The organism is Cellulomonas sp. zg-ZUI22 (genome assembly GCF_017353535.1).
GTDB lineage: Bacteria > Actinomycetota > Actinomycetes > Actinomycetales > Cellulomonadaceae > Cellulomonas > Cellulomonas wangleii.
Genome location: NZ_JAFMUZ010000008.1, coordinates 102,213 through 123,376, shown reverse-complemented (window position 1 = coordinate 123,376; position 21,164 = coordinate 102,213). Strand labels below are relative to the sequence as shown.

Genomic DNA, 21,164 nt, shown 5'->3' with positions numbered 1-21,164 from the left:
GTGCAGCTGCCCACCGCCGCGACCCTCTGGCGCGCCGCCGCCTCGTTCGGCCTCGGGCTGGTCGCGGGGACGATCGGCACCGTCATGCACCGTGCCGTCCGCCCCTGGGGGCTCGTGCTGTGCGTGCTCCTCGTCCTCGTCATCGTGCTGATCGCCCGGGCCTGGTGCGGGTGGTTCGGCTACGGGGCGAGCGCGGGCGGCGCCCTCCTCGCGATCCAGGTGCTGGCCACGGGCGGACCCGGCGGGGACGTGCTCGTCCCGGCCGGCGACCTGTGGGGGTGGGGCTGGGTGGGCGGCGCCCTGCTCGCCGTGATCGTCGTCGGGCTCGTCCCCCGGCGCTGGGTCACGGACGACGGGCCGACCGCGCCGTGACCGACGCCGACGTCACGGCGGACGCCCTGCGGGTCGTCGCGGCCCGGCTGGCGGCGGGGGTCGCCGTGGTGGCCGCCCGTCGGCTGGGGGTGGAGCACGCGGCGACGGTCAGCTCGCTGACCTCGGTGTCGCTCGAGCCGCCCCTGGTGCTGTTCTGCGTGCACGTCGACGCCCGGTTGCGTGACGTCCTGGACGACGTCGACACCTGGGCGGTGTCGGTCCTGGCGGACGACCAGGGCGAGGTGGCGGACTGGCTCGCGTCGCCGGGCCGACCCGCGGTCGGCCAGCTCACGCGGGTGCCGCACCGACCCGGGCCGGTGTCGGGCGCGGCCTGGGTCGACGGTGCCGCCGCCTGGTTGGACTGCCGCACCGAGGCCGTGCACCGGGCGGGGGACCACGACGTCGTCGTCGGCCGCGTGCTCGCCGCCGCCCAGGGTGCCCCGGACGCCGGTGGTCTGGTCCACCTGCGGGGCCGGCTGCGCGGCCTCCGGTAGGTGCCGTCGCCTCGGCAGGTGGTGGTGCGCGCCGGGCGGGACAGGCGACCAGGGCCTCGGCGGGCACGCAGACCATCGACGTCCGCAACGCCGTCGACGTCTCCGAGCTCGGGCTGGACGCCTTCACGCACCCGGCCGAGGACTCGGCCCGCCTGGCCGCTGAGCCGTCCGCCATCCGCGTCGAGTTCCGCACCGCGTGACTGCCGAGCGCGCGACGACCGCCGTCTCGAGCGTCACGTCCAACGACTCGGCCGCGAAGGGTCGCGCGCGGGCGCATCAGATCGCGGTGGTGGCGTACGCGGCAGCGCGGCCTCACCACGTGCGACGACGAGCACGCCGTCGCCTCCCGCGGCGCCGTCGTCCGCGCCGCCGCCATCACCTGGCTGCGTGTGTGAGATCCCGTTCGTCCGGCGCGAGGTCGATCGCGACCTGCTCGCCGGTCCGGACGAACCCGAGGCGCTCGCCCACACGCAACGAGGCGACGTTGTCCTCTCGGCAGCGCCACTGCGGCACCAGGCCGACGCCGATCGCGTGCACAGCGGCTGCCATGGCGGCGCGGGCTCCGAGGCCCTTGCCCCGTGATGCTGCGGCGACAGCCACACCGACGTGGGCGAGCCCGCCACCCCAGACCTCGTACCCGGCTGCACCCGCCGGCTCGCCGTCCTCGCCGAGGGCGACCCATCGTGGGTCCATGTCGAGCAGCCCGCTCTCGTCGCGCTCCTCGACGGAGCACCTCGACAGGACGGCCTCCACCTCAGCCTCCGAGGCAGTCCGGGCGGCGTCGGCCCCGACCGGGGCGAGTGTCGTGTGATCGGCGAACGCCAGCGACGCCACCCCGAACAAGCGCGGCGCCCACGGCTCCAACGCCCCGAGCAGCGAGCCGACGTGGAGCAGGTGCCCCGGTCCGAGGGACCTCAGCCGGGACAGCGCGCGCTCGGGCGCCGCAACCGCAACGGTCCGGCCGAGCCGGACCACCACCGCCGCCGTCAGGTCCGACCTGTCGACGAAGACCGGCTGGGACTCCCGGAAGACGGCCGGCGCCACTCCCAGCCGCTCGGCCCAGACGCGGTGCACAACCGTCTCGGTCACGGACTCAAGACCACTCGCCACCGAGCGAGTCTGCCAGCCGATCGCCGGGATCAGCCTTCTCGTGCTCGCCGTGGCCGGACACGCCCGAGGTCGCTCGGGGTGTGCGCGTCCCGGGAGGGTCCTGCGGACCGCGGGTGATGATCGGTCACGGAACGCGTCGGGACGCCGTGGCGTGCAGGTCGCGCCCCTAGAATCGCCACGCGCGCGTCGTGCGCGCGTGGGACCAGCACGGGGGATCGATGACGCACGGGACCGACCGCGACACGCCGACCGACGACGCCGCGGAGCGACCTGTCGGCGACGGGCCCGCCGCGCCTGCGGCGCCCGCCGGTGGGACCGGTGTGGGCATCGAGGAGTCCGGGGCCGCGGCGGCGACCGGCACGACCGGCACGGACGAGGCGGCCGACGGCGACGAGCTCGCCCACGCCGACGGCGCTGTCGACGACGCTGCCGAGGGTGCCGCTGTCGACGACGCTGCCGAGGGTGCCGCTGTCGACGACGCTGCCGAGGGTGCCGCTGTCGACGACGCTGCCGAGGGTGCCGCTGTCGACGACGCTGCCGAGGGTGCCGCTGCCGAGCGCGGTGCTGCCGGCGACACTGCCGAGCATGCCGCGGGCACGAGGGCCGCGGACGAGGGGACCACGGACGTGGCCCGCGGCGACACGCCCGGCACGGGCCGGGGCGCCGCGGGCGGCGTGGCCGCGACCCGCGCCGCCCGTCCGCTCGCGCCCCCGCAGGCCGAGCCGCTCGCCGCGTGGCCGTCGTGGGAGGACGTGGCGGTGACCGCACCCGCGCCCGCCCCGGCTGCGGACACCGACGACGTCCCGCCGACCGCCGAGGTCCCCCGGGCCGACGCCACGCCCGGTGCGGGCGATGCCGGGCATGACGCGACCGGTGCCGCCGAGCAGGGTGTCGCCGAGGAGCCCGAGCGTGACACGGAGGTCTCGGCCGCGGCCGACCCGGCCGATGACGGGCGGGACCCCGACGGCGACTCGCCGCGCGACGAGGAGCCGGACCCGCAGCCCCGGCCGGTGCTCGATCTCGGCGGCTTCTCCGCACTCGCCTTCACCGCGCTCAACGCCGCCTCCGTGGGTGTGCCGGCCCACGCGCTCGCGCAGAACCGTGCCGGCGCCGCACCGACCGACGCCGCAGCACCGACCGACGCCGCCGCACCGACGGACGACGGCTCCGCGGCCGGCAGTGAGACCCCTGCCGACGGGCCTGCGGCGACCGTGACCCCCTCGCAGGGCGCGGACGCGACGACGGACGGGCCGACCGACGCCGTCGCGCGGGATGGGGCGGGCCCGGACGGCGTGCCCGGCGGACCGCCGTCGGACGACGCGCCCGCCCCGGCGGACGGCACGGGCCCGACCGCCCCGACCGCTGACGACGAGGAGCCGCAGCCCTCGGTGGGCGGCGACCGTGACGACGCCACCCCCGGCGCCACGGCCGCTGCGGCCACCGCCGCGGGTGCCGACGCCGACTCCACGGCACCCCCGGCGCCGTCGGACGACGCGCGACCGACCGACCGCCCGGAGGCGGACCCGCAGGCCACGGCGCTGATCACCGCGGTGCCCCGGTCCGCACCCGCGGCGCCCGCCACGTCGTGGCCGCGCACCGCGGGCGACGGCAGCGGTGACGGCGACGGACCGGTGGACGCGCCCGGCGACGGCCGTGCGACCTCGCCGCTCGACGGGTTCGACGCCGAGGACGGTCGCAGGCGCTGGCCGCGCAGGCTGGCCGTCGTCGGCGGTGCGGTCGTCCTGCTCGGGGGGCTGTACGTCGGGTCGTCGTACGCGCTCGCCGACCGTGTCCCGCGCGGCGCCACGGTCGCCGGCATCGAGATCGGCTCGATGTCGTCCGAGGAGGCGGAGCAGGCGCTGACCGCCGGACTGGCGGAGCGCACGACGACGCCCGTCCCCGTGGTCGCGCAGGAGGTGCAGTCCGAGATCGACCCCGTGGCCGCAGGGCTGACGCTCGACGTGGACGCGACGGTCGCGCGGTTGACCGGCGTCGACCTGACCGAGCCCGTGCGGCTGTGGCGTCACCTCGTCGGCGTCGGCGAGCAGCCGCCCGTCACGCAGGTCGACGACGACGCGATGGACGCCGCCCTGACGCAGCTCACGGGTTCGCTGACCCTCGCCCCGGTCGACGGCACGGTGGTGTTCGCCGACGGCGCCGCCCACGCGACCGAGGCGGTCGACGGGTGGGAGCTCGACGAGGACGGCGCCGCGGTGGTGCTGCAGGACTCCTGGCTCACCGGGACGCGTCCGCTCGAGCTGCCGACCGAGGTGCTGCCACCGGCCGTGTCGGAGGAGGAGACGCAGCGCGCGCTGCGGGAGATCGCCCAGCCCCTGGCCGCGGCGCCGGTGACCGTGCAGGTCGCCGACCGGCAGGCCACCCTCGACGTCCCGACGCTCACCGCCGGGGCGGCGCTCGTGCCCGTGGACGGCACGCTGCAGCTGCAGCTCGACGGCCCCGCTCTCGGCGAGGCCGTGCTGGCGCAGCTGCCCGACCTGCTGACCACGGCGGCGGACGCGCGGTTCGAGTTCCAGGACGGTGCACCGGTCATCGTCCCCGGCACGCCCGGCACGACGCTCGACCCGGCCGCCCTGGCGACGTCCGTCGCGCAGGCGGCGACGGCGGGCACCGACCGTGTCGCACCGGTCGAGCTGGTCCAGTCCGACCCGGCGCAGACCACCCAGGCCCTCGAGGCGCTCGGCGTCAAGGAGATCGTCTCGCAGTTCTCCACGCCCCTGACGAGCGAGCCGCGCCGCACGGCGAACATCGCCCAGGGCCTGAAGAACATCACGGGCAAGCTCGTGCGGCCGGGCGAGACGTTCAGCCTCACCGAGGCGCTGGGTCCGGTCGACGGCGCTCACGGGTTCGTGCAGGCCGGTGCGATCGTCAACGGCGAGCACAAGGACGCGTGGGGCGGCGGCCTGTCACAGGTGTCGACGACGACGTTCAACGCCGCGTTCCTCGCAGGCTACGAGGACGTCGAGCACACCCCGCACAGCGAGTGGTTCTCCCGGTACCCCGAGGGGCAGGAGGCCACGATCTTCACGGGCACCATCGACATGAAGTGGAAGAACAACACTCCCTACGGGGCGCTCGTGCAGGGTTTCGTCGCGGACGGGCGGGCGCACGTGCGCATCTGGAGCACCAAGCACTTCACCGTCGAGACGTCCACCAGCGGGCGCTCCGGCGTGGTGGCCCCCACCACGGTGTACTCCCAGTCCCCGACGTGCGAGCCGCAGAGCGCGGGCAACCCCGGGTTCACGGTGACCAACACGCGGCGCGTCTACCTCGGTGAGGAGCTCGTGGACACGCAGTCGAGGACGTGGCGCTACAAGCCGCAGAACAAGGTGGTGTGCGGGTCGCCGCCCGCCGCGACGCCGGCGCCCTGACGTCAGCCGGTGCCCCCGTCCCCCCGCCGCGCCCGCGGCGCCGGGGGCGGGGGCACCGTCTTCGCCCGGACGACGTCCTGCGCCGGCACGTGCACGACGCCCCGACGCGTGCGGACGGTGACCCCGGCGTCGTCGACGGCCACGACCTCGCCGAGCACGTCGGTGAACGGCGGCTCGCCGCCGCGCAGCTTCCCGGGCACCGTCCCCGGGGGCAGGTCGTCGCGTCGTCGGCGCACGACGACCCGCGTCCCGGGCGTCCAGGTGCGCCAGACGTCCGGGCTCACGCCGGTCCTCCCGTGTCGGAGGTTGGACGTCGGGTCGTGGCAGGTCGCACGTGGGGGATACTAGGTCGACCGCTGCACCCGTGGAGGACCCGCCGTGACGTATGTGATCGCCGAACCCTGCGTGGACGTCAAGGACAAGGCGTGCATCGAGGAGTGTCCGGTCGACTGCATCTACGAGGGCAAGCGCTCCTTGTACATCCACCCGGACGAGTGCGTGGACTGCGGTGCCTGCGAGCCGGTGTGCCCGGTCGAGGCGATCTACTACGAGGACGACGTGCCGGAGCAGTGGTCGTCGTACTACGAGGCGAACGTGCACTTCTTCGACGAGATCGGCTCGCCGGGCGGTGCCGCGAAGATGGGGCAGATCGAGCACGACCACCCGATCATCGCCACCGTCCCGCTGCGCGTGCACGGCGAGTGACCGCCGCGCGCACCCGGGTGGGGGACCCGTGGGCCTGCTGACCGCCGCGCTGCCGGACTTCCCCTGGGACTCCCTGGTGCCCGTGCGCGAGCGGGCGCGCGCGCACCCCGGTGGTCTGGTGGACCTGTCCGTGGGGACGCCGGTCGACCCGACCCCGGAGGTGGTGCGCGAGGCGCTCGCCGCCGCCGCGGACTCGCCCGGCTACCCGACCACGCACGGCACGCCGGCGCTGCGCGAGGCCGTCGTGGCGTGGTTCGCCCGCTGTCGCGGCGTGCCCGGCCTGGACCCCGACGCGGTGCTGCCGACCGTCGGGTCCAAGGAGCTGGTGGCGTTCCTGCCGTCGCTGCTGGGCCTCGGTGCCGGTGACGCCGTGCTGCACCCGGCGACCGCGTACCCGACGTACGACGTCGGCGCGCGCCTCGCCGGTGCGGTGCCGGTGCCCACGGACGACCCCGTGCGCCTGCTCGCGTCGCGCGACGACGTGCGCCTGGTGTGGCTGAACTCCCCGGGCAACCCCGACGGCTCGGTGCTGGGCGTCCAGGAGCTCGCCGCCGTCGTGGACGCGGCGCGTGCCGCCGCGGGACGAACGGGTCGTCCCGTCGTCGTCGCGTCGGACGAGTGCTACGCCGAGCTGGCGTGGGACGAGCCGTGGGCGAGCAGCGGCGTGCCGAGCGTGCTCGACCCGCGCGTGACGGGCGGCGACCTCACCGGGCTCCTGTCGGTGTACTCGCTGTCGAAGCAGTCGAACCTGGCCGGGTACCGGGCCGCGTTCGTGGCGGGTGACCCGGCGCTGGTCGCCGGGCTGCTGGAGACGCGCAAGCACGCCGGGATGATCGTCCCGGGTCCGGTGCAGGCGGCGATGACGGCGGCCCTGCAGGACGACGCCCACGTGGCCGAGCAGCGCGAGCGCTACCGCCGCCGCCGGTCCGTCCTGCGGCGCGGGTTCGAGGCCGCCGGGTACGTGGTGGACCGCTCGCACGCCGGCCTGTACCTGTGGGTGCGGCCGGACGGACCGCCGCAGGACGCCTGGTCGACGGTGGCCGACCTGGCGTCGCTGGGCCTGCTGGTGGCGCCCGGCGCGTTCTACGGGTCGGCTGCGGCGGGGCACGTACGGGTGGCGCTCACCGCCCCGGACGAGCGGATCGCCGAGGCGGCCGCACGGCTCACCGGCGCCTGAGCCACCCGGTCCGCCGCACGGCTCCCGCTCGCCCTGGCGCGCGTATAGATTGGGCGGCACCCGCTGTGAGGAACATCACATCGGGTCCAAGCCCCGCCCGCACGTTGGTCAAGACGGCGTTCTCGCAGGTACCGTCGCTGCGGGCCGACGGGGGTCACCACCGTGCGTCGGTCGTCCCACCGGTCAGCGCGGCGATCCGCCGGGGCAGGTCGGACACGCTCGTCGGCGCAGGAAGGAACACCCATGTCGGACGTCGTCACCGCACCGGTGCAGGCACCTGTCCAGCTCGTGGTCGACGGGCAGGCACGCGACCTGCCCGTGGTGCCCGCCGCGGAGGGCAACGACGGCATCGTCGTCTCCTCCCTGCTGCGCGACACCGGTCTGGTGACCGTCGACCCGGGGTTCATGAACACCGCGTCGTGCGAGTCGCAGATCACCTACATCGACGGTGACGCGGGCATCCTGCGGTACCGCGGCTACCCGATCGACCAGCTCGCCGAGCACTCCTCGTTCCTCGAGGTCGCGTACCTGCTCATCCACGGCGAGCTGCCGACCCCGCAGGCGCTCTCGGCGTTCGAGGACCGCGTCAACCGGCACACCCTGGTGCACGAGGACTTCCGCACCTTCATGGGGACGTTCCCGCGCAACGCGCACCCCATGGCGGTCATGGCGTCGGCGCTCAACGCGCTGTCCACGTTCTACCCGGAGTCCCTCGACCCGTTCGACTCCGACACGGTCGAGCTGGCGACGGTCCTCATCCTCGCCAAGACGCGGACCATCACGTCCTACGTGCACCGCGCCTCCAAGGGCGAGCCGCTGCTGTACCCGGACTACTCGCGCGGGTACGTCGAGGACTTCCTGCGCATGACGTTCGCGGTGCCGTACCAGCAGTGGGACCCGGACCCGACCGTGGTCAACGCGCTGGACAAGCTGCTCATCCTGCACGCGGACCACGAGCAGAACTGCTCGACCTCCACGGTCCGCGTCGTCGGGTCGAGCCACGCCAACATCTACGCCTCGGTCGCGGCCGGCATCAACGCGCTCTCCGGCCCGCTGCACGGCGGCGCCAACGAGGCCGTGCTGAAGATGCTGGGCCAGATCAAGGAGAACGGCGGCGACGCCACCGACTTCATGCGACGCGTGAAGAACAAGGAGGACGGCGTCCGCCTCATGGGCTTCGGCCACCGGGTCTACAAGAACTACGACCCGCGCGCGGCCATCGTCAAGCAGAGCGCGCACGAGGTGCTGCAGGCGCTCGGCGGTGAGGACGAGCTGCTCGACATCGCGCTGGGGCTCGAGGAGATCGCCCTGTCCGACGACTACTTCGTCTCGCGCAAGCTGTACCCGAACGTGGACTTCTACACCGGGCTGATCTACAAGGCCATGGGCTTCTCGGAGCAGATGTTCACGCCGCTGTTCGCGCTGGGCCGCATGCCCGGCTGGATCGCGCAGTGGCGCGAGATGATGAACGACCCGCAGACGAAGATCGGCCGCCCGCGCCAGGTCTACACCGGCGCCACCGAGCGCGACTACGTGCCCGGCGACCGCCGCTGACCCACGCCCCGTCGACCCCCGGCCGCCCTGCGCGGCCGGGGGTCGACGTCGTTCAGCCGGCGACGGTGAGGCGGACCTGACCGGGCGGCAGCGGGTCCGTCCCCGTGGGCTCCCAGGTCGGCGTCGTCCGCGTCCACACGACGTCGCCCACGGCGACCGCCTCCAGGTCGACGGCCCACGCGACCGCCACGGCCCACTGGCCGAGGAACCAGCCGGCCCGGCCGGGCTCGTCGAGCGGGAGCGAGCCCGCCGTGAGGTCGACGGTCGCCGGCCGGTCGCCCTCGGCAGGTGTCACGGTGGCCGGGGTGTCGCCGAGGTCGCGCGCGATGCGGGCGAGCACGGGGTCGACACCCCCCGCGTCCTCGACGGGGTGCAGGGTGCACCGCAGTGCCGCGGGGGAGTGGCCCGTGAGTGCCGACGCCCACGCCCGCGCCCGGACCTCGTGCTGGGCGTACGCGTCCGGGAACCCGCTGCGCTGCACCGCCTGGGCGGCCTCCGTGACCGCCATGTCCTGGTAGCCGGGGACCTTCTCCAGGCCCTCGAAGAACTTGGTGGTCGCGTAGACGGGGTCCATGATCTGCTCGACCGTGCCCCACCCCTGCGACGGGCGCTGCTGGTACAGCCCGACGGAGTCGCGGTCGCCGTAGTCGATGTTCTCGAGGCGCGACTCCTGCAGCGCCGTGGCGATGCCGATGGTGACGGCACGGGCGGGCAGGCCCCGCCGGGTGGCGACGGCCGACGCCAGCGCGGCGTGCTGCGCCTGGTCGGGGGTCAGGCTCCAGTCCGTGCCGTCCAGCTGCGCCACGCAGCGCTCGGCGGCCGGTGGGCGCGGCCGGGCACGGTCGAGCAGCGCGACGACCGCCGCCACGCCGAGCGCCACGAGGACCACGGCGGCCACCGCGGTGGCGAGCGCGGGCACGCACCCGCCGCGGCGACGTCTCGTCACGTCGTCAGTTGGCGTGCAGGGCGGAGTTCAGGTGCACGCCGGCACCGGAGCGTGCGACGGCCTCGACCTCACCGGTGCGCGAGTTGCGGCGGAACAGGACGTTGTCCGCCCCCGCGAGCACGCGCGCCTTGACGACCCGGGCGCCGTCGTCGTCCGCGGCCCCGTCGACGTCGAAGCCGACGAGCCGCACCTTGGTACCGGCCGTCACGTACAGGCCGGCCTCGACGACGCAGTCGTCGCCCAGCGGGATGCCCAGCCCGGAGTTCGCACCGAGCAGCGACCGCTGCCCGATCGAGACGACCTCGCGCCCGCCGCCGGACAGCGTGCCCATGATCGAGGCGCCGCCGCCCACGTCCGAGCCGTCGCCCACCACGACACCGGCGGAGATCCGCCCCTCGACCATGGACGTGCCCAGCGTCCCGGCGTTGAAGTTGACGAACCCCTCGTGCATGACGGTGGTGCCCGGGGCGAGGTGCGCGCCGAGCCGTACCCGGTCGGCGTCGGCGACGCGCACGCCCGACGGCAGCACGTAGTCCACCATCCGGGGGAACTTGTCGACCCCGTACACGGTCACCGGGGTGCCCGTGGTGGCGCGCAGCCGCAGCCGGGTCGCCTCGAAGTCCTCGACCGCGCACGGGCCGCGGTCGGTCCACACGACGTTGGGCAGGGCGCCGAACAGGCCGTCCAGGTTGACCCCGTGGGGGCGCACCAGGCGGTGCGACAGCAGGTGCAGCCGCAGGTAGGCGTCCGCCGTCCCGGCGGGGGGCGCGTCCAGGTCCACGACCGTGGCCACCAGCACGGCCCGGACGCGCCGGGCGGGGTCCTCGCGCTTGCACGCGGCGAGGTCGGCGGGGGCGTGCTCGCGCACGGACGCGGCGTCGCCGGCGTCCAGGCCCGCGGGCGGCTCGCCGAGCTCGGGCGCCGGGTACCAGACGTCGAGCGTGGTCCCGGTGTCGGTGACGGTGGCGAGGCCGAGGCCCCAGGCGGTGCGGTCGGTCATGGCCAGCAGCCTACGGCGCGCGCCGCACCCAGCCCTGCGCGCGTAGGGTCGGGACGTGGCTGCCGACGACCTCCTGGACCTGTCCGCCGACGTCGTGACGCTGACGCGTCAGGTGTGCGACGTCCCTTCCGTCAGCGGGGCGGAGACCGTCCTGGCGGACGCCGTCGAGGCCGCGCTGCGGGCGTACCCGCACCTGGAGGTGCTGCGCGACGGTGACGCCGTCGTGGCGCGCACGTCGCTGGGCCGTGGGCGGCGCGTGGTCGTCGCGGGGCACCTGGACACCGTGCCCGTCGCGGACAACCTGCCCACCCGGCTCGACGGGGACGTGCTGTGGGGCCGGGGCACCGTCGACATGAAGGCGGGCGTCGCGGTGGCGCTGTCGCTCGCGGCGGCGCTGACGGAGCCGGTGCACGACGTGACGTGGGTGTTCTACGACCACGAGGAGGTCGACGCCGACCTCAACGGGCTCGGGCGGCTCGTGGCGCACCACCCGGACTGGCTCGCGGCGGACTTCGCGGTGCTCGGCGAGCCGAGCGACGGCGGCCTGGAGGGCGGGTGCAACGGGACGCTGCGCGTCGAGGTGCGCCTCACCGGCGTCGCGGCCCACTCGGCCCGCGCGTGGGTGGGGGTCAACGCCGTGCACGCCGCGGGCGAGGTGCTGCGTCGGCTCGCGGCGTACGAGCCCGCGACGGTCGAGGTCGACGGGCTGGCGTACCGCGAGAGCCTCAACGCGGTGCGCATCACCGGCGGCGTCGCCACCAACGTGATCCCCGACGCCTGCGTGGTCACCGTCAACTACCGGTTCGCGCCGTCGCGCAGCGTCGACGAGGCGGTCGCGCACGTGCGCGAGCTGTTCGCGGGGTACGACGTCGTCGTCACGGACGCGGCGGCGGGTGCGCGGCCCGGACTCGACGCCCCGGCCGCGCAGGACTTCGCGGCCGCCGTCCTGGCCGTCACGGGCGGCCGCCCGGCGCCCAAGTACGGGTGGACGGACGTCGCCCGGTTCAGCGCGCTGGGGGTGCCGGCCGTCAACTTCGGACCCGGGGACCCGCTGCTGGCGCACAAGGACGACGAGCGGGTGCCGGTCGCCCAGATCGAGCTGTGCCACCGCGCGCTGCGGGCGTGGCTGACGGGTGCGCAGCCCGAGGACCTGCCGCTGGGCACCGCCTGACGTCCTCGTCCCACGTCTGACCCCGCCCGACCGGCCTCGCCTAGGCTCGGGGGATGACCCCCGACGACACGCGGGCACCCGCCCCCGAGTACCGCCGCGGCCCCGTCCTGCTGCGCCGCGACCAGATCCCCGCCACCACGTCCGACCAGCGCCTGCTGTCCGGCCCCGAGGGGGCCGGGTGGCTGCACTCCGACCCCTGGCGGGTCATGCGGATCCAGAGCGAGTTCGTGGAGGGCTTCGGCGCGCTCGCCGAGGTCGGACCCGCCGTCAGCGTGTTCGGCTCCGCCCGGGTGAAGCCGGGCGACCCCTACTACGCGATGGCGCAGGACGTGGCGCGCGGTCTGGTCGAGGCCGGGTACGCCGTGATCACCGGCGGTGGGCCGGGGATCATGGAGGCGGCCAACCGGGGGGCGACCGAGGCGAGCGGCCTGTCCGTCGGGCTCGGCATCGAGCTGCCGTTCGAGCAGGGCATGAACGAGTGGGTCGACCTGGGCGTCAACTTCCGCTACTTCTTCGCCCGCAAGACGATGTTCGTCAAGTACTCGCAGGGCTTCGTCGTGCTGCCCGGAGGGTTCGGCACGTTCGACGAGCTGTTCGAGGCGCTCACGCTGGTGCAGACCCACAAGGTGACCGGGTTCCCGATCGTCCTGCTCGGGGGCGACTACTGGACGGGCCTGCTGAGCTGGCTGCGCGACACCGTGCACCCGCAGGGCATGATCGCGGAGGTCGACGTCGACCTGCTGCAGGTCGCGGCCGACGCCGAGGAGGCCGTCGAGATCGTCGTGCGGCGCGGTGCCGAGCTGCGCGCCGAGGAGGAGGCGGCGGTGCGCGCGGCCGCGCGCGACCAGCGCGCGGCGGCCGCGGCCGGCGAGGCGCGTGCGCGCGACGGCCGGCGGGCACGGGACGCGGGCGCGACCGGGACGGACGGCCCGCTCACGGACGGCGGGTGGTGACCGAGCCACCCCTGCCCGGCGTCCCGGCCGGCGCAGCGCCGCTGCGGCTGCGCGGTCGCACGTTCGGCGCCGACCACCCCGTGGTCATGGCGGTGGTCAACCGCACCCCGGACTCCTTCTACGCCGCGGCGCGTCACGGCGCCGACGCGGTCGACGCCGCGGTCGACCGCGCCGTGGCCGAGGGGGCCGACGTCCTCGACGTGGGCGGTGTGCGGGCCGGTCGCGGGCCCGTCGTCGACGAGGCCGAGGAGATCGCCCGCGTGCTGCCGGTCGTCGAGCGCGTCCGTGCCCGGTACCCGGACCTGCTGGTGAGCGTCGACACCTGGCGTGCGGGCGTCGCGCGGGCCGCGGCGGACGCCGGCGCCGACCTGCTCAACGACACGTGGGCCGGGCACGACCCGGCACTGGTCGAGGTGGCCGCCGAGCGCGGGCTGGGCGTCGTCTGCTCGCACACCGGCGGTGCCACCCCGCGCAGCGACCCCTTCCGTGTCACCTACCCCGCGCCGGACGGCGTCGACCCCCTCGACGGCGTCGTCGCGGACGTCGAGCGGACGCTGACGGCGTCGGCCGCCCGGGCCGTGGCGCTGGGCGTGGACCCCGCCTCCGTGCTCGTCGACGCGACGCTCGACTTCGGCAAGACGACGTGGCACTCGTTGCACCTGCTCAGAAACACCCCGAAACTCGTCCACATCGGGCACCCTGTGCTCGTGGCGATCTCACGCAAGGACGTGGTGGGCGAGACGCTGGACCTCCCGCCCGAGGACAGGCTCGAGGGCACGTTGGCGGCGACGGCCGTGGCGGCCTGGCTCGGCGCCCGCGTGTTCCGGGTGCACGACGTGGCCGCGACCCGGCGGGCGCTCGACATGGTCGCCGCGATCCGCGGCGAGCGGGCACCCCTGCGGGCGCTGCGAGGGCTGCTGTGAGCGCCGGGACCCCCGCCCGGGGGGTGCCTGCCACCGCGGCCCCGCCGTCCCCGCGGGACGCCGGGGACGCGGCGGACGCGCAGGGCGCCGACCCCCGCCGCGCCGAGGGGCCGGTCCACCGCCTCGTGGCGCGTGTGCGGGCGTGGCCCTGGTGGGTGCACGTGCTGCTCGTCTGGGGTGCGTCGCGCCTGCTCGCGGCGGTCGCGTTCCTCGTGACGGCCACCGTCCAGAAGCCGACGTCGTGGACCGCGGGCGACCCGCCGTACCAGCTCTTCGTCGCGGTGCCGTTCGACGCCGGGTGGTACCAGCAGATCGCCGACACCGGGTACCCGGCCGAGCTGCCCCGGGACGACCAGGGCCTGGTGCAGCAGAACCCGTGGGCCTTCTTCCCGCTGTACCCGATGCTCGTGCGGACCGTCATGACGCTCACGGGCGGCTCGTGGGTGGCGGTCGCCCCGACGGTGGCGCTCGTGCTCGGGGCCGCGGCGGTGCTCGTCGTGCACGAGGCCGTCCGGGTCGGTGCACCGCGCGCGGTCGCCGCACGCCCGGGGCTCCCGCTGGCGACCGTCGCGCTGGTCTGCGCGTTCCCGTCCGCGGCCGTCCTGCAGGTGGCGTACACCGAGTCCACCGCGCTGCTGCTGGTGGCCACGTCGCTGCTGCTGATCGTGCGGCGCCGGTACGGCTGGGCGGCGGTCGCCGTCCTGGCGCTCGGGTTCGCCCGTGCCGTGGCCCTGCCCATGGTCGCGGTGGTCGTGGTGCACGCGGCGGCCCGCTGGTGGCGTGCCCGACGCGGTGAGGACGACCTCGGGCGCCGCGACGCCGCGGGTCTGCTCGGCCTGGCGCTGGCGGCGGGGGTGTCCGGTGTGGCCTGGCCCGCGATCTGCGGCTGGGTGACCGGTGTGCCGGACGGGTACCTGCAGACGCAGGAGGCCTGGCGCGGCGTGCGGGAGGTCACGCCCTTCCTCGGGTGGACGTACGTCCCGCAGTTCTGGCTCGGGGAGTGGGCCGTGCCGGCCCTGGTCGCCGGGTTCGGCCTCATGGCCGCGGTCCTGCTCGTGCCGGCCGCCTGGCGGCTGGGCCCCGAGCTCCACGCGTGGTCGGCGGCGTACGTGCTCTACATCGTCGCGGTCATCGAGCCCGGGTCGAGCCTGGCCCGGTTCCTGCTGCTCGCGTTCCCGCTGGGAGCGGTGACCGCCGGGGCGGTCCGGCGCCCGCCGTGGGCGCGGCGTGCCTGGTTCGTGGCGGTGCTCGTCGTCATGCTGGCGCTGCAGGCCCTCTGGATCCGGCAGATGTGGGAGTCCAACCCCGCCGGCGACTGGCCACCGTGACCCGTTCGTGCCGCCCGCACCCGGGCGGCGTCCTCGCACGGTGAACTAGGATGTCCGGTGGACAACCGGCAGATCAGGCGGTTGTCGGGGCGACCCGGCAGCGCGCCGGGCCGGCAACGTACGAGGCGAAGGAGAGGCCCGGATGGCCGCGATGAAGCCGAGGACCGGCGACGGACCGCTCGAGGTGACCAAGGAGGGTCGCGGCATCGTCATGCGCGTCCCGCTCGAGGGCGGCGGACGGCTGGTGGTCGAGCTCAACGCGACCGAGGCCGCCGAGCTGGGTGAGGCGCTCACCTCCGTCGTCGGCTGACGACCTGCGGATGAGCCCTCGCACCACCGGCGTGGCCAAGCGGACCGCGCCGCGCACCCCACCGACCGTCGACCTGCACGCGGCGACCGTCGTCGACTCCCCGCTCCTCACGGACGGGTCGGTCGACGCGGTCGCGGTGCAGGTGGCCCCGCGGCGTCCGGGCGACGACGCCCTGCAGCCGCGCTCCGGCACGCCCCAGGCCGCGGCCCGGTACGGCGTCGACCTGGCGGAGCTGGCCGAGCGTGCCGGCCTCACCGGTGCGGCCGGTGAGGCGTTCACCGTCCACCTGCCGCTGCCCGTCGGCTCGTCCGTGGTGCTGCCCTGGGCAGGGCTGCCGCCGCGCATCGTCCTCGTCGGCGTGGGGGACGAGAGCCCTACCGCGCTGCGCCGTGCCGGTGCCGCGCTGGCCCGGGCGACCCGCGGCCTGCGGCGCGTCGCCGCGACCGTCGGCGCGCAGACCCACGACGACGACGACGCCGCCGCCCGTGCCGCGCGCGCCGTGGCCGAGGGCTACCTGCTGGCGGCCTACACGCTGCCGCGCATGGCCGCGGAGCCCGCGTCCCCCGCGCAGGCGCCCGCCGACCTGGTGCTGCTGGGCCGCGACGGCCCCGCGGTGCGGGAGGCGGTCACGACCGCCGCGACCGGTGCCGCCGCCACGTGGCTGGTCCGGGACCTGGCGAACACGCCGTCGAACGTCAAGAACCCCGCCTGGATGGCGGACCGTGCCCGTCACCTCGGCTCGAAGGCCGGCCTGGACGTCGAGGTCCTGGGGCCGCGCGAGCTCGCCGCCGGCGGGTTCGGCGGCATCCTGGCCGTCGGCGGCGGGTCCGCCTCCACGCCCCGGCTCGTCCGCGTCTCGTACACGCCTGTCGACGGCGACGGCCGTCACGTCGTCGTGGTCGGCAAGGGCATCACCTACGACACGGGGGGCCTGTCGATCAAGCCCCGCGAGGCCATGGTGCCCATGAAGACCGACATGGCGGGGTCGGCCGTCGCCCTCGCCACCGTGCTCGCCGCGGCGCAGGCGCAGGTGCCGCACCGCGTCACGGCCGTGCTCCCGCTGGCGGAGAACCACGTGGGCGCGGCGTCGTACCGGCCGGGTGACGTGGTGACGATCCACGGCGGCACGACCGTCGAGATCGCGAACACCGACGCGGAGGGTCGACTCGTCCTCGCGGACGCGCTGGCCTGGGCCGACGCGACCCTCGACCCGGACGTGCTCATCGACGTCGCGACGCTCACGGGTGCCGCGACGCTGGGTCTGGGCCGTCAGCACGCGGCGCTCTACGGCACGGACGACGCGCTCGTCGCCGGGCTCTCGGCAGCGGGGGAGCGCACCGGTGAGCTCGTGTGGCACATGCCGCTCGTCGCGGAGTACGAGGAGGCCGTGCGCTCGTCGGTCGCCGACCTGCGCCACGTCCCCGAGGACCGTCGGATCGGTGGCGGGTCCATCACCGCCGCGCTGTTCCTGCGCCGGTTCGTCGGGCAGCGCCGGTGGGCGCACCTCGACATCGCAGGTCCGGCGCGCTCGACCTCCGACAAGCACGAGGTCACCGAGGGCGCCACGGGGTACGGCGCGCGGCTCCTGCTGGAGTACCTCGGCTCGCTCGACTGAGCCGCCCGGCTCCCGGCGGTGCCGCCCCGGTGGCGGCGCTGTCGGCCGGTCGTGGTCGGCGCCGCGCGGCCGGCCTCAGCGGCGCACGGCCACCAGCAGGCCGTCGCCCGTGGGCAGCAGCGCCGGCAGCAGCCGGTCGTCGGCGCGGACCTGGCGCCCGACGTCACGCACGGTCGTCGTGGCCTCGTCGCGCCGGGCGGGGTCGGCGACGCGGTCGTGCCACAGCGCGTCGTCCACCGCCAGGACGCCGCCGGGACGCAGGAGCCGGACGGCCTGCTCGACGTAGCCGGGGTAGTTCTCGACGTCCGCGTCGACGACGACCATGTCGTAGCCGCCGTCCGTGAGCCGCGGCAGCACGTCCAGCGCGCGACCGGAGATGGCCCGCGTGCGGGTGCTGCGCACACCTTCCTCGGCGAACGCCTCCTTCGCGGCGCGCTGGTGCTCGAGCTCGAGGTCGATCGTCGTCAGGACGCCGTCGGCCGGCATGCCGCGCAGCAGGTACAGCGACCCGACGCCGGCGCCCGTGCCGACCTCGACGACCGCCCTGGCCTGCGCCGCCGCGGCCAGCACGCGCAGCGCCGCGCCCGCACCCGGCAGGACGGGGGTGCAGCCGAGGTGGGACGCACGCTCCCGGGCCCGCAGCAGGACGTCGTCCTCGTCGAGGAACTCCTCGCAGTACACCCAGCTCTGCGCCTTGTCGGTGGAGATGACGGCCTCCTCGTCGCGGGCCCCGAGCGGGCTCGTCCTTGCCGGTCAGCGTAGTCCCGCGGCGTCGGCGGTGGCCGGACGCGGTGCGCGTGGCGCAGCCTCGTCCCGGAGGGGGTTCCGCCGACGACGAACACGGGTCGAGGACGCCGCCGTGACCTGGGAGACTGAGGCCCAGCGCCGGACCGAGGAGAGTGCCCGTAGATGAGTGCCCAGCCCCCCGAGTGGCAGGCCCCGTCGTGGGAGGAGATCGTCCGCGAGCACTCCGGCCGCGTGTACCGGCTCGCCTACCGGCTGACGGGCAACCGGCACGACGCCGAGGACCTCACGCAGGAGACGTTCGTGCGCGTGTTCCGGTCCCTGCACACGTACAGCCCCGGCACGTTCGAGGGCTGGCTGCACCGCATCACCACCAACCTCTTCCTCGACCAGGCGCGGCGCCGTCAGCGCGTGCGCATCGAGCCCATCGGCGACGACACCGAGCGCTGGACGTCGCCGGACCGGCTGTCGACGCCCGAGCGCGCCTTCGAGGCCGGCAACCTGGACCACGACGTCCAGCGCGCGCTCGACGACCTGCCCCCCGAGTACCGCGCCGCGGTGGTGCTGTGCGACATCGAGGGCCTGTCGTACGAGGAGATCGCGGTGACCCTCGGCATCAAGCTCGGCACCGTGCGCTCACGGATCCACCGCGCGCGGGCGCGCCTGCGGGTGGCGCTGGCGCACCGCCGGGCCGAGGTCGCCGGGCACACCGACGCCACGGCAGTGCTGCCGGACCCCGCGGAGGTGGTCCGGTGATGCACCTCGGGTCGCGCATCAGCGCACTGGTCGACGGGCAGCTCGACGCGGCCGCCACGGAGCGTGCCCTCGCGCACGTCGCGACGTGCGGGCAGTGCTCCCGGGAGCTCGCCGCGGCGCGGGACGCGCGCCGTGCGCTCGCCGCAGCCGCCGAGGACCCCGTGGTGCCGACGGCGGACCTCACCGCCCGGCTGCTCTCGCTGTCGGCCCAGGCGGTACCGCCGGCGCCCGGGCCGCGCGACCCGTTCGCCGTCGCCGGCGGTGCGGCACTCCCGTACGCCGCGACGCACGCCCTGCGCGGCGACGTCGTCACGCGCCGCACCCCGGTGCGCCTCGTGGTCGGGTCCGTCGCGGGCCTGGGTGCGGTCGCCGCCGCGCTGTTCGTGCTGGGGGAGCGGCCGGTCGTCACGCCGACGTCGCACCCCGCCGCGGTGCTGGGCCTGCTGGCGCACGCCTCGGACGGCCCCGCCGCGGGGACCTCCCCGGCCGACGACGACACCGTCGCCTGGCTGCGCAGGCACGGGTGGACCTTCCCCGGGACCCTGCCCGAGGGGTGGCGCGTCGGCGCCGTCACGTGGTCGTCCGGCAGCCCGCAGGTGCTCTCGGTCGAGGTGGAGTGCCCCGCGGGGACGTTCGTCGTCACCGAGCAGCAGGGCCGCCTGGACACGGCCGCACTGGCCGGGGCCCCCGTGCGCGAGGTCGGCGGACGACAGGTGCACGTGCTGTCCGTCGAGCCGTGGCACGTCGCGTGGCAGTCCGAGGCCACGGTCGTGCAGGTGGTCGCGGCGCAGGACGACGGCGACGTCGACGCCCTGGTCGCCGCGTTCCCGTCCGGTGGCTACGACGACACGGTGACCGGGCGGATCAGCCGCGGCTGGCAGACCGTCTCGGCCGTGTGGGAGCGCCCGTGACCGCCGGCCCGCCGCCGTACGGCGCCGCGGACCCCGCGGACCCCGCGGACCCCGCGGACCCCGCGGCCGAGCCGGCACCTCCCGGCGACGCGGCCGAGCCGGCACCTCCCGGCGACGCCGCCGAGCCCGTTCCCGCACCCGTCGCTCCCGTTCCCGCACCCGTCGCTCCCGTTCCCGCACCCGTCGAGCCGGTCCCCGCACCCTTGCCCGTCCCCGCACCCGCTGAGCCCGTCGACCCGGGTGCCGGCGCCGTGCCGCCCCCCGCCGCGCAGGCGGGCAGCCCGGTCGCCCCGTCCGCGGCCCCCGCCCCGCTGTTCGCGGCGCCATCGGCGTACCGCCGGACCGACGTCGCGATCGCCCCGGGCGCAGGCTCGGTCCCGGGCACGGGGCAGGTGCGCGGGTACGGCGACCACCCGGGCGTCGCCGCCGCGCCGGGCGCCGCCCCGGCGGTCCCCGGTCACCCCGGTGTGCCCGGGTACCCCGGTGCGCCCGGGCACGGCGGTCCACCGGGTGCCCCGCTGCCCGACGCCCCCCTGTCCGACGCCCCTCTGCCCGACGCCCCGCGGCGTCGCCGCCGGCGCCGGGCGCTCTCGGTGGCGTGGGTGGCCCCGCTCGTCGCGCTGTCCCTCGCCGCCGGGTTCGCCGGTGGCCTCCTCGGTGCCCGCGCGCTGCCGGGCGACGGCCGCCGCGTCGACGCCGGCCTGCCGGTCGTCCTCGAGCCGGGCGTCCCCGTGGACCGCGAGCCGGGCTCGATCGCGGCGATCGCGGCCGGTGTGCTGCCCAGCGTCGTCTCGATCGAGGTGACCACCGCCGACGGCTCGGGCTCCGGCTCCGGGTTCGTGCTGCGCCAGGACGGGTACGTGCTGACGAACAACCACGTGGTCGCGGGCGCGTCCGACGGTGCGCTCGTCGTCCAGTTCTCCGACGGCACGGAGATGGCGGGCACGGTCGTCGGTGCGACCGGCGACTACGACCTCGCCGTGGTCAAGGTCGAGGCGACGGGCCTGACCCCGCTGGCGCTCGGCGACTCGGACGCGATCGCCGTGGGAGACCCGGTCGTGGCGATCGGTGCGCCCCTCGGGCTGGTGGGCACGGTGACCACGGGCATCGTCAGCGCGCTCAACCGTCCGGTCGTCGCCGGCGACCCGGGTGACACGGCGTTCATCAACGCGATCCAGACGGACGCGGCGATCAACCCCGGCAACTCGGGCGGCCCGCTCGTCAACGCCCGGGGCGAGGTCGTCGGCATCAACTCGGCCATCGCCCAGCTGCCCGGCCGGCTCACCGGTGTCGGCAGCATCGGCCTGGGCTTCGCGATCCCGTCCAACCAGGCACGCCGCACGGCCGAGCAGCTCATCGAGACCGGCCGCGCCACGTACCCGGTGATCGGTGTGCTGCTGGACCCGGAGTACTCAGGCGAGGGCGTGCGCGTCTTCGAGCAGGACCCGCCCGACACGCGTGCGGTCACGCCGGACGGTCCGGCCGACGTCGCGGGGATCCGCCGCGGCGACGTCATCCTCGCCATCGACGGCCGACCGGTGACCGCGTCGGAGGAGCTCATCGTCTCCATCCGCGCGCGCACACCGGGCGACACGGTGGTGCTGCGCGTGCGCACCGGCGACGACGAGCGCGACGTGCGGGTGCGGCTGGTCGAGGGGCCGTCGGACTGAGAGCCCGGCCGCCGTGCCCGTCGCGGTAACCTGAGC

Annotated in this window: 20 protein-coding genes; 15 read left to right on the top strand and 5 right to left on the bottom strand. The window is 75.8% G+C overall.

Annotated features, from left to right (window positions below):
- Positions 1–372 (top strand): hypothetical protein, encoded by a 372-nt coding sequence (locus J1G43_RS16640; RefSeq protein ID WP_207378867.1) that lies wholly within the window; start codon positions 1–3, stop codon positions 370–372.
- Positions 369–866, top strand: a complete 498-nt coding sequence (locus J1G43_RS16635) for a flavin reductase family protein (RefSeq protein ID WP_207341602.1) — start codon at positions 369–371, stop codon at positions 864–866. Before J1G43_RS16640 ends, J1G43_RS16635 begins: the two co-directional genes overlap by 4 nt.
- Positions 867–1,241: 375 nt before the next feature.
- On the opposite strand, the gene J1G43_RS19195 is transcribed toward J1G43_RS16635, so the two are convergent.
- Entirely contained in the window at positions 1,242–1,955 is a 714-nt protein-coding gene (locus J1G43_RS19195; protein ID WP_207378866.1) for a GNAT family N-acetyltransferase, read from the bottom strand.
- A 239-nt stretch (positions 1,956–2,194) separates the two neighbouring features.
- On the opposite strand from J1G43_RS19195, the gene J1G43_RS16625 reads away from it, so the two are divergent.
- Positions 2,195–5,365, top strand: coding sequence for a VanW family protein (locus J1G43_RS16625; RefSeq protein WP_207378865.1), 3,171 nt, complete (start codon positions 2,195–2,197; stop codon positions 5,363–5,365).
- A 2-nt stretch (positions 5,366–5,367) separates the two neighbouring features.
- On the opposite strand, the gene J1G43_RS16620 is transcribed toward J1G43_RS16625, so the two are convergent.
- Positions 5,368–5,649: a hypothetical protein gene (locus tag J1G43_RS16620; RefSeq protein ID WP_207378864.1), complete on the bottom strand. Its 282-nt coding sequence runs from the start codon at positions 5,647–5,649 to the stop codon at positions 5,368–5,370.
- A gap of 94 nt (positions 5,650–5,743) precedes the next feature.
- On the opposite strand from J1G43_RS16620, the gene fdxA reads away from it, so the two are divergent.
- The 3 genes from fdxA to J1G43_RS16605 all read left to right on the top strand — a co-directional run bounded on the left by fdxA (position 5,744) and on the right by J1G43_RS16605 (position 8,801).
- Complete coding sequence (gene fdxA / locus J1G43_RS16615; protein ID WP_089803176.1) at positions 5,744–6,070, top strand: ferredoxin; 327 nt, start codon at positions 5,744–5,746, stop codon at positions 6,068–6,070.
- 28 nt (positions 6,071–6,098) lie between these two features.
- Entirely contained in the window at positions 6,099–7,247 is a 1,149-nt protein-coding gene (gene dapC, locus J1G43_RS16610; protein ID WP_207378863.1) for a succinyldiaminopimelate transaminase, read from the top strand.
- A 243-nt stretch (positions 7,248–7,490) separates the two neighbouring features.
- A complete protein-coding gene (locus tag J1G43_RS16605) occupies positions 7,491–8,801 on the top strand; it encodes a citrate synthase (RefSeq protein WP_207378862.1) in 1,311 nt (436 codons plus the stop codon).
- A 52-nt stretch (positions 8,802–8,853) separates the two neighbouring features.
- Here J1G43_RS16605 and J1G43_RS16600 read toward each other — a convergent pair whose 3' ends face one another.
- Together J1G43_RS16600 and dapD are read right to left on the bottom strand one after the other, a co-directional pair.
- A complete protein-coding gene (locus J1G43_RS16600; protein ID WP_307859639.1) occupies positions 8,854–9,747 on the bottom strand; it encodes a hypothetical protein in 894 nt (297 codons plus the stop codon).
- Positions 9,748–9,751: 4 nt separating this feature from the next.
- Positions 9,752–10,747, bottom strand: coding sequence for a 2,3,4,5-tetrahydropyridine-2,6-dicarboxylate N-succinyltransferase (dapD, locus tag J1G43_RS16595; protein ID WP_207378861.1), 996 nt, complete (start codon positions 10,745–10,747; stop codon positions 9,752–9,754).
- A gap of 55 nt (positions 10,748–10,802) precedes the next feature.
- On the opposite strand from dapD, the gene dapE reads away from it, so the two are divergent.
- The 6 genes from dapE to J1G43_RS16565 all read left to right on the top strand — a co-directional run bounded on the left by dapE (position 10,803) and on the right by J1G43_RS16565 (position 17,047).
- Entirely contained in the window at positions 10,803–11,918 is a 1,116-nt protein-coding gene (gene dapE / locus J1G43_RS16590; protein ID WP_207341609.1) for a succinyl-diaminopimelate desuccinylase, read from the top strand.
- 53 nt (positions 11,919–11,971) lie between these two features.
- Positions 11,972–12,871, top strand: a complete 900-nt coding sequence (locus J1G43_RS16585) for a TIGR00730 family Rossman fold protein (protein WP_207341610.1) — start codon at positions 11,972–11,974, stop codon at positions 12,869–12,871.
- Complete coding sequence (gene folP / locus J1G43_RS16580; protein ID WP_207378860.1) at positions 12,868–13,794, top strand: dihydropteroate synthase; 927 nt, start codon at positions 12,868–12,870, stop codon at positions 13,792–13,794. Before J1G43_RS16585 ends, folP begins: the two co-directional genes overlap by 4 nt.
- Before the next feature lie 23 nt (positions 13,795–13,817).
- Entirely contained in the window at positions 13,818–15,122 is a 1,305-nt protein-coding gene (locus J1G43_RS16575; RefSeq protein ID WP_207378859.1) for a hypothetical protein, read from the top strand.
- Between the two features lie 142 nt (positions 15,123–15,264).
- On the top strand, positions 15,265–15,432 hold the full coding sequence (locus tag J1G43_RS16570; protein WP_013116243.1) for a DUF3117 domain-containing protein: 168 nt from the start codon (positions 15,265–15,267) through the stop codon (positions 15,430–15,432).
- A 10-nt stretch (positions 15,433–15,442) separates the two neighbouring features.
- A complete protein-coding gene (locus J1G43_RS16565) occupies positions 15,443–17,047 on the top strand; it encodes a M17 family metallopeptidase (RefSeq protein WP_207378858.1) in 1,605 nt (534 codons plus the stop codon).
- Between the two features lie 75 nt (positions 17,048–17,122).
- Here the strand turns inward: J1G43_RS16565 and J1G43_RS16560 are convergent, their stop codons facing one another.
- Complete coding sequence (locus J1G43_RS16560; protein WP_207341711.1) at positions 17,123–17,755, bottom strand: O-methyltransferase; 633 nt, start codon at positions 17,753–17,755, stop codon at positions 17,123–17,125.
- 201 nt (positions 17,756–17,956) lie between these two features.
- Between J1G43_RS16560 and sigE the strand changes: the two genes are divergently transcribed.
- The 3 genes from sigE to J1G43_RS16545 are packed head-to-tail and all read left to right on the top strand — an operon-like array spanning position 17,957 to position 21,128.
- Positions 17,957–18,547: an RNA polymerase sigma factor SigE gene (gene sigE, locus J1G43_RS16555; RefSeq protein ID WP_207378857.1), complete on the top strand. Its 591-nt coding sequence runs from the start codon at positions 17,957–17,959 to the stop codon at positions 18,545–18,547.
- Positions 18,547–19,458, top strand: a complete 912-nt coding sequence (locus tag J1G43_RS16550) for a zf-HC2 domain-containing protein (RefSeq protein ID WP_242635928.1) — start codon at positions 18,547–18,549, stop codon at positions 19,456–19,458. Before sigE ends, J1G43_RS16550 begins: the two co-directional genes overlap by 1 nt.
- Complete coding sequence (locus J1G43_RS16545; protein ID WP_307859638.1) at positions 19,455–21,128, top strand: trypsin-like peptidase domain-containing protein; 1,674 nt, start codon at positions 19,455–19,457, stop codon at positions 21,126–21,128. The genes J1G43_RS16550 and J1G43_RS16545 overlap by 4 nt, the downstream gene beginning before the upstream one ends.
- Positions 21,129–21,164 lie beyond the last annotated feature (36 nt).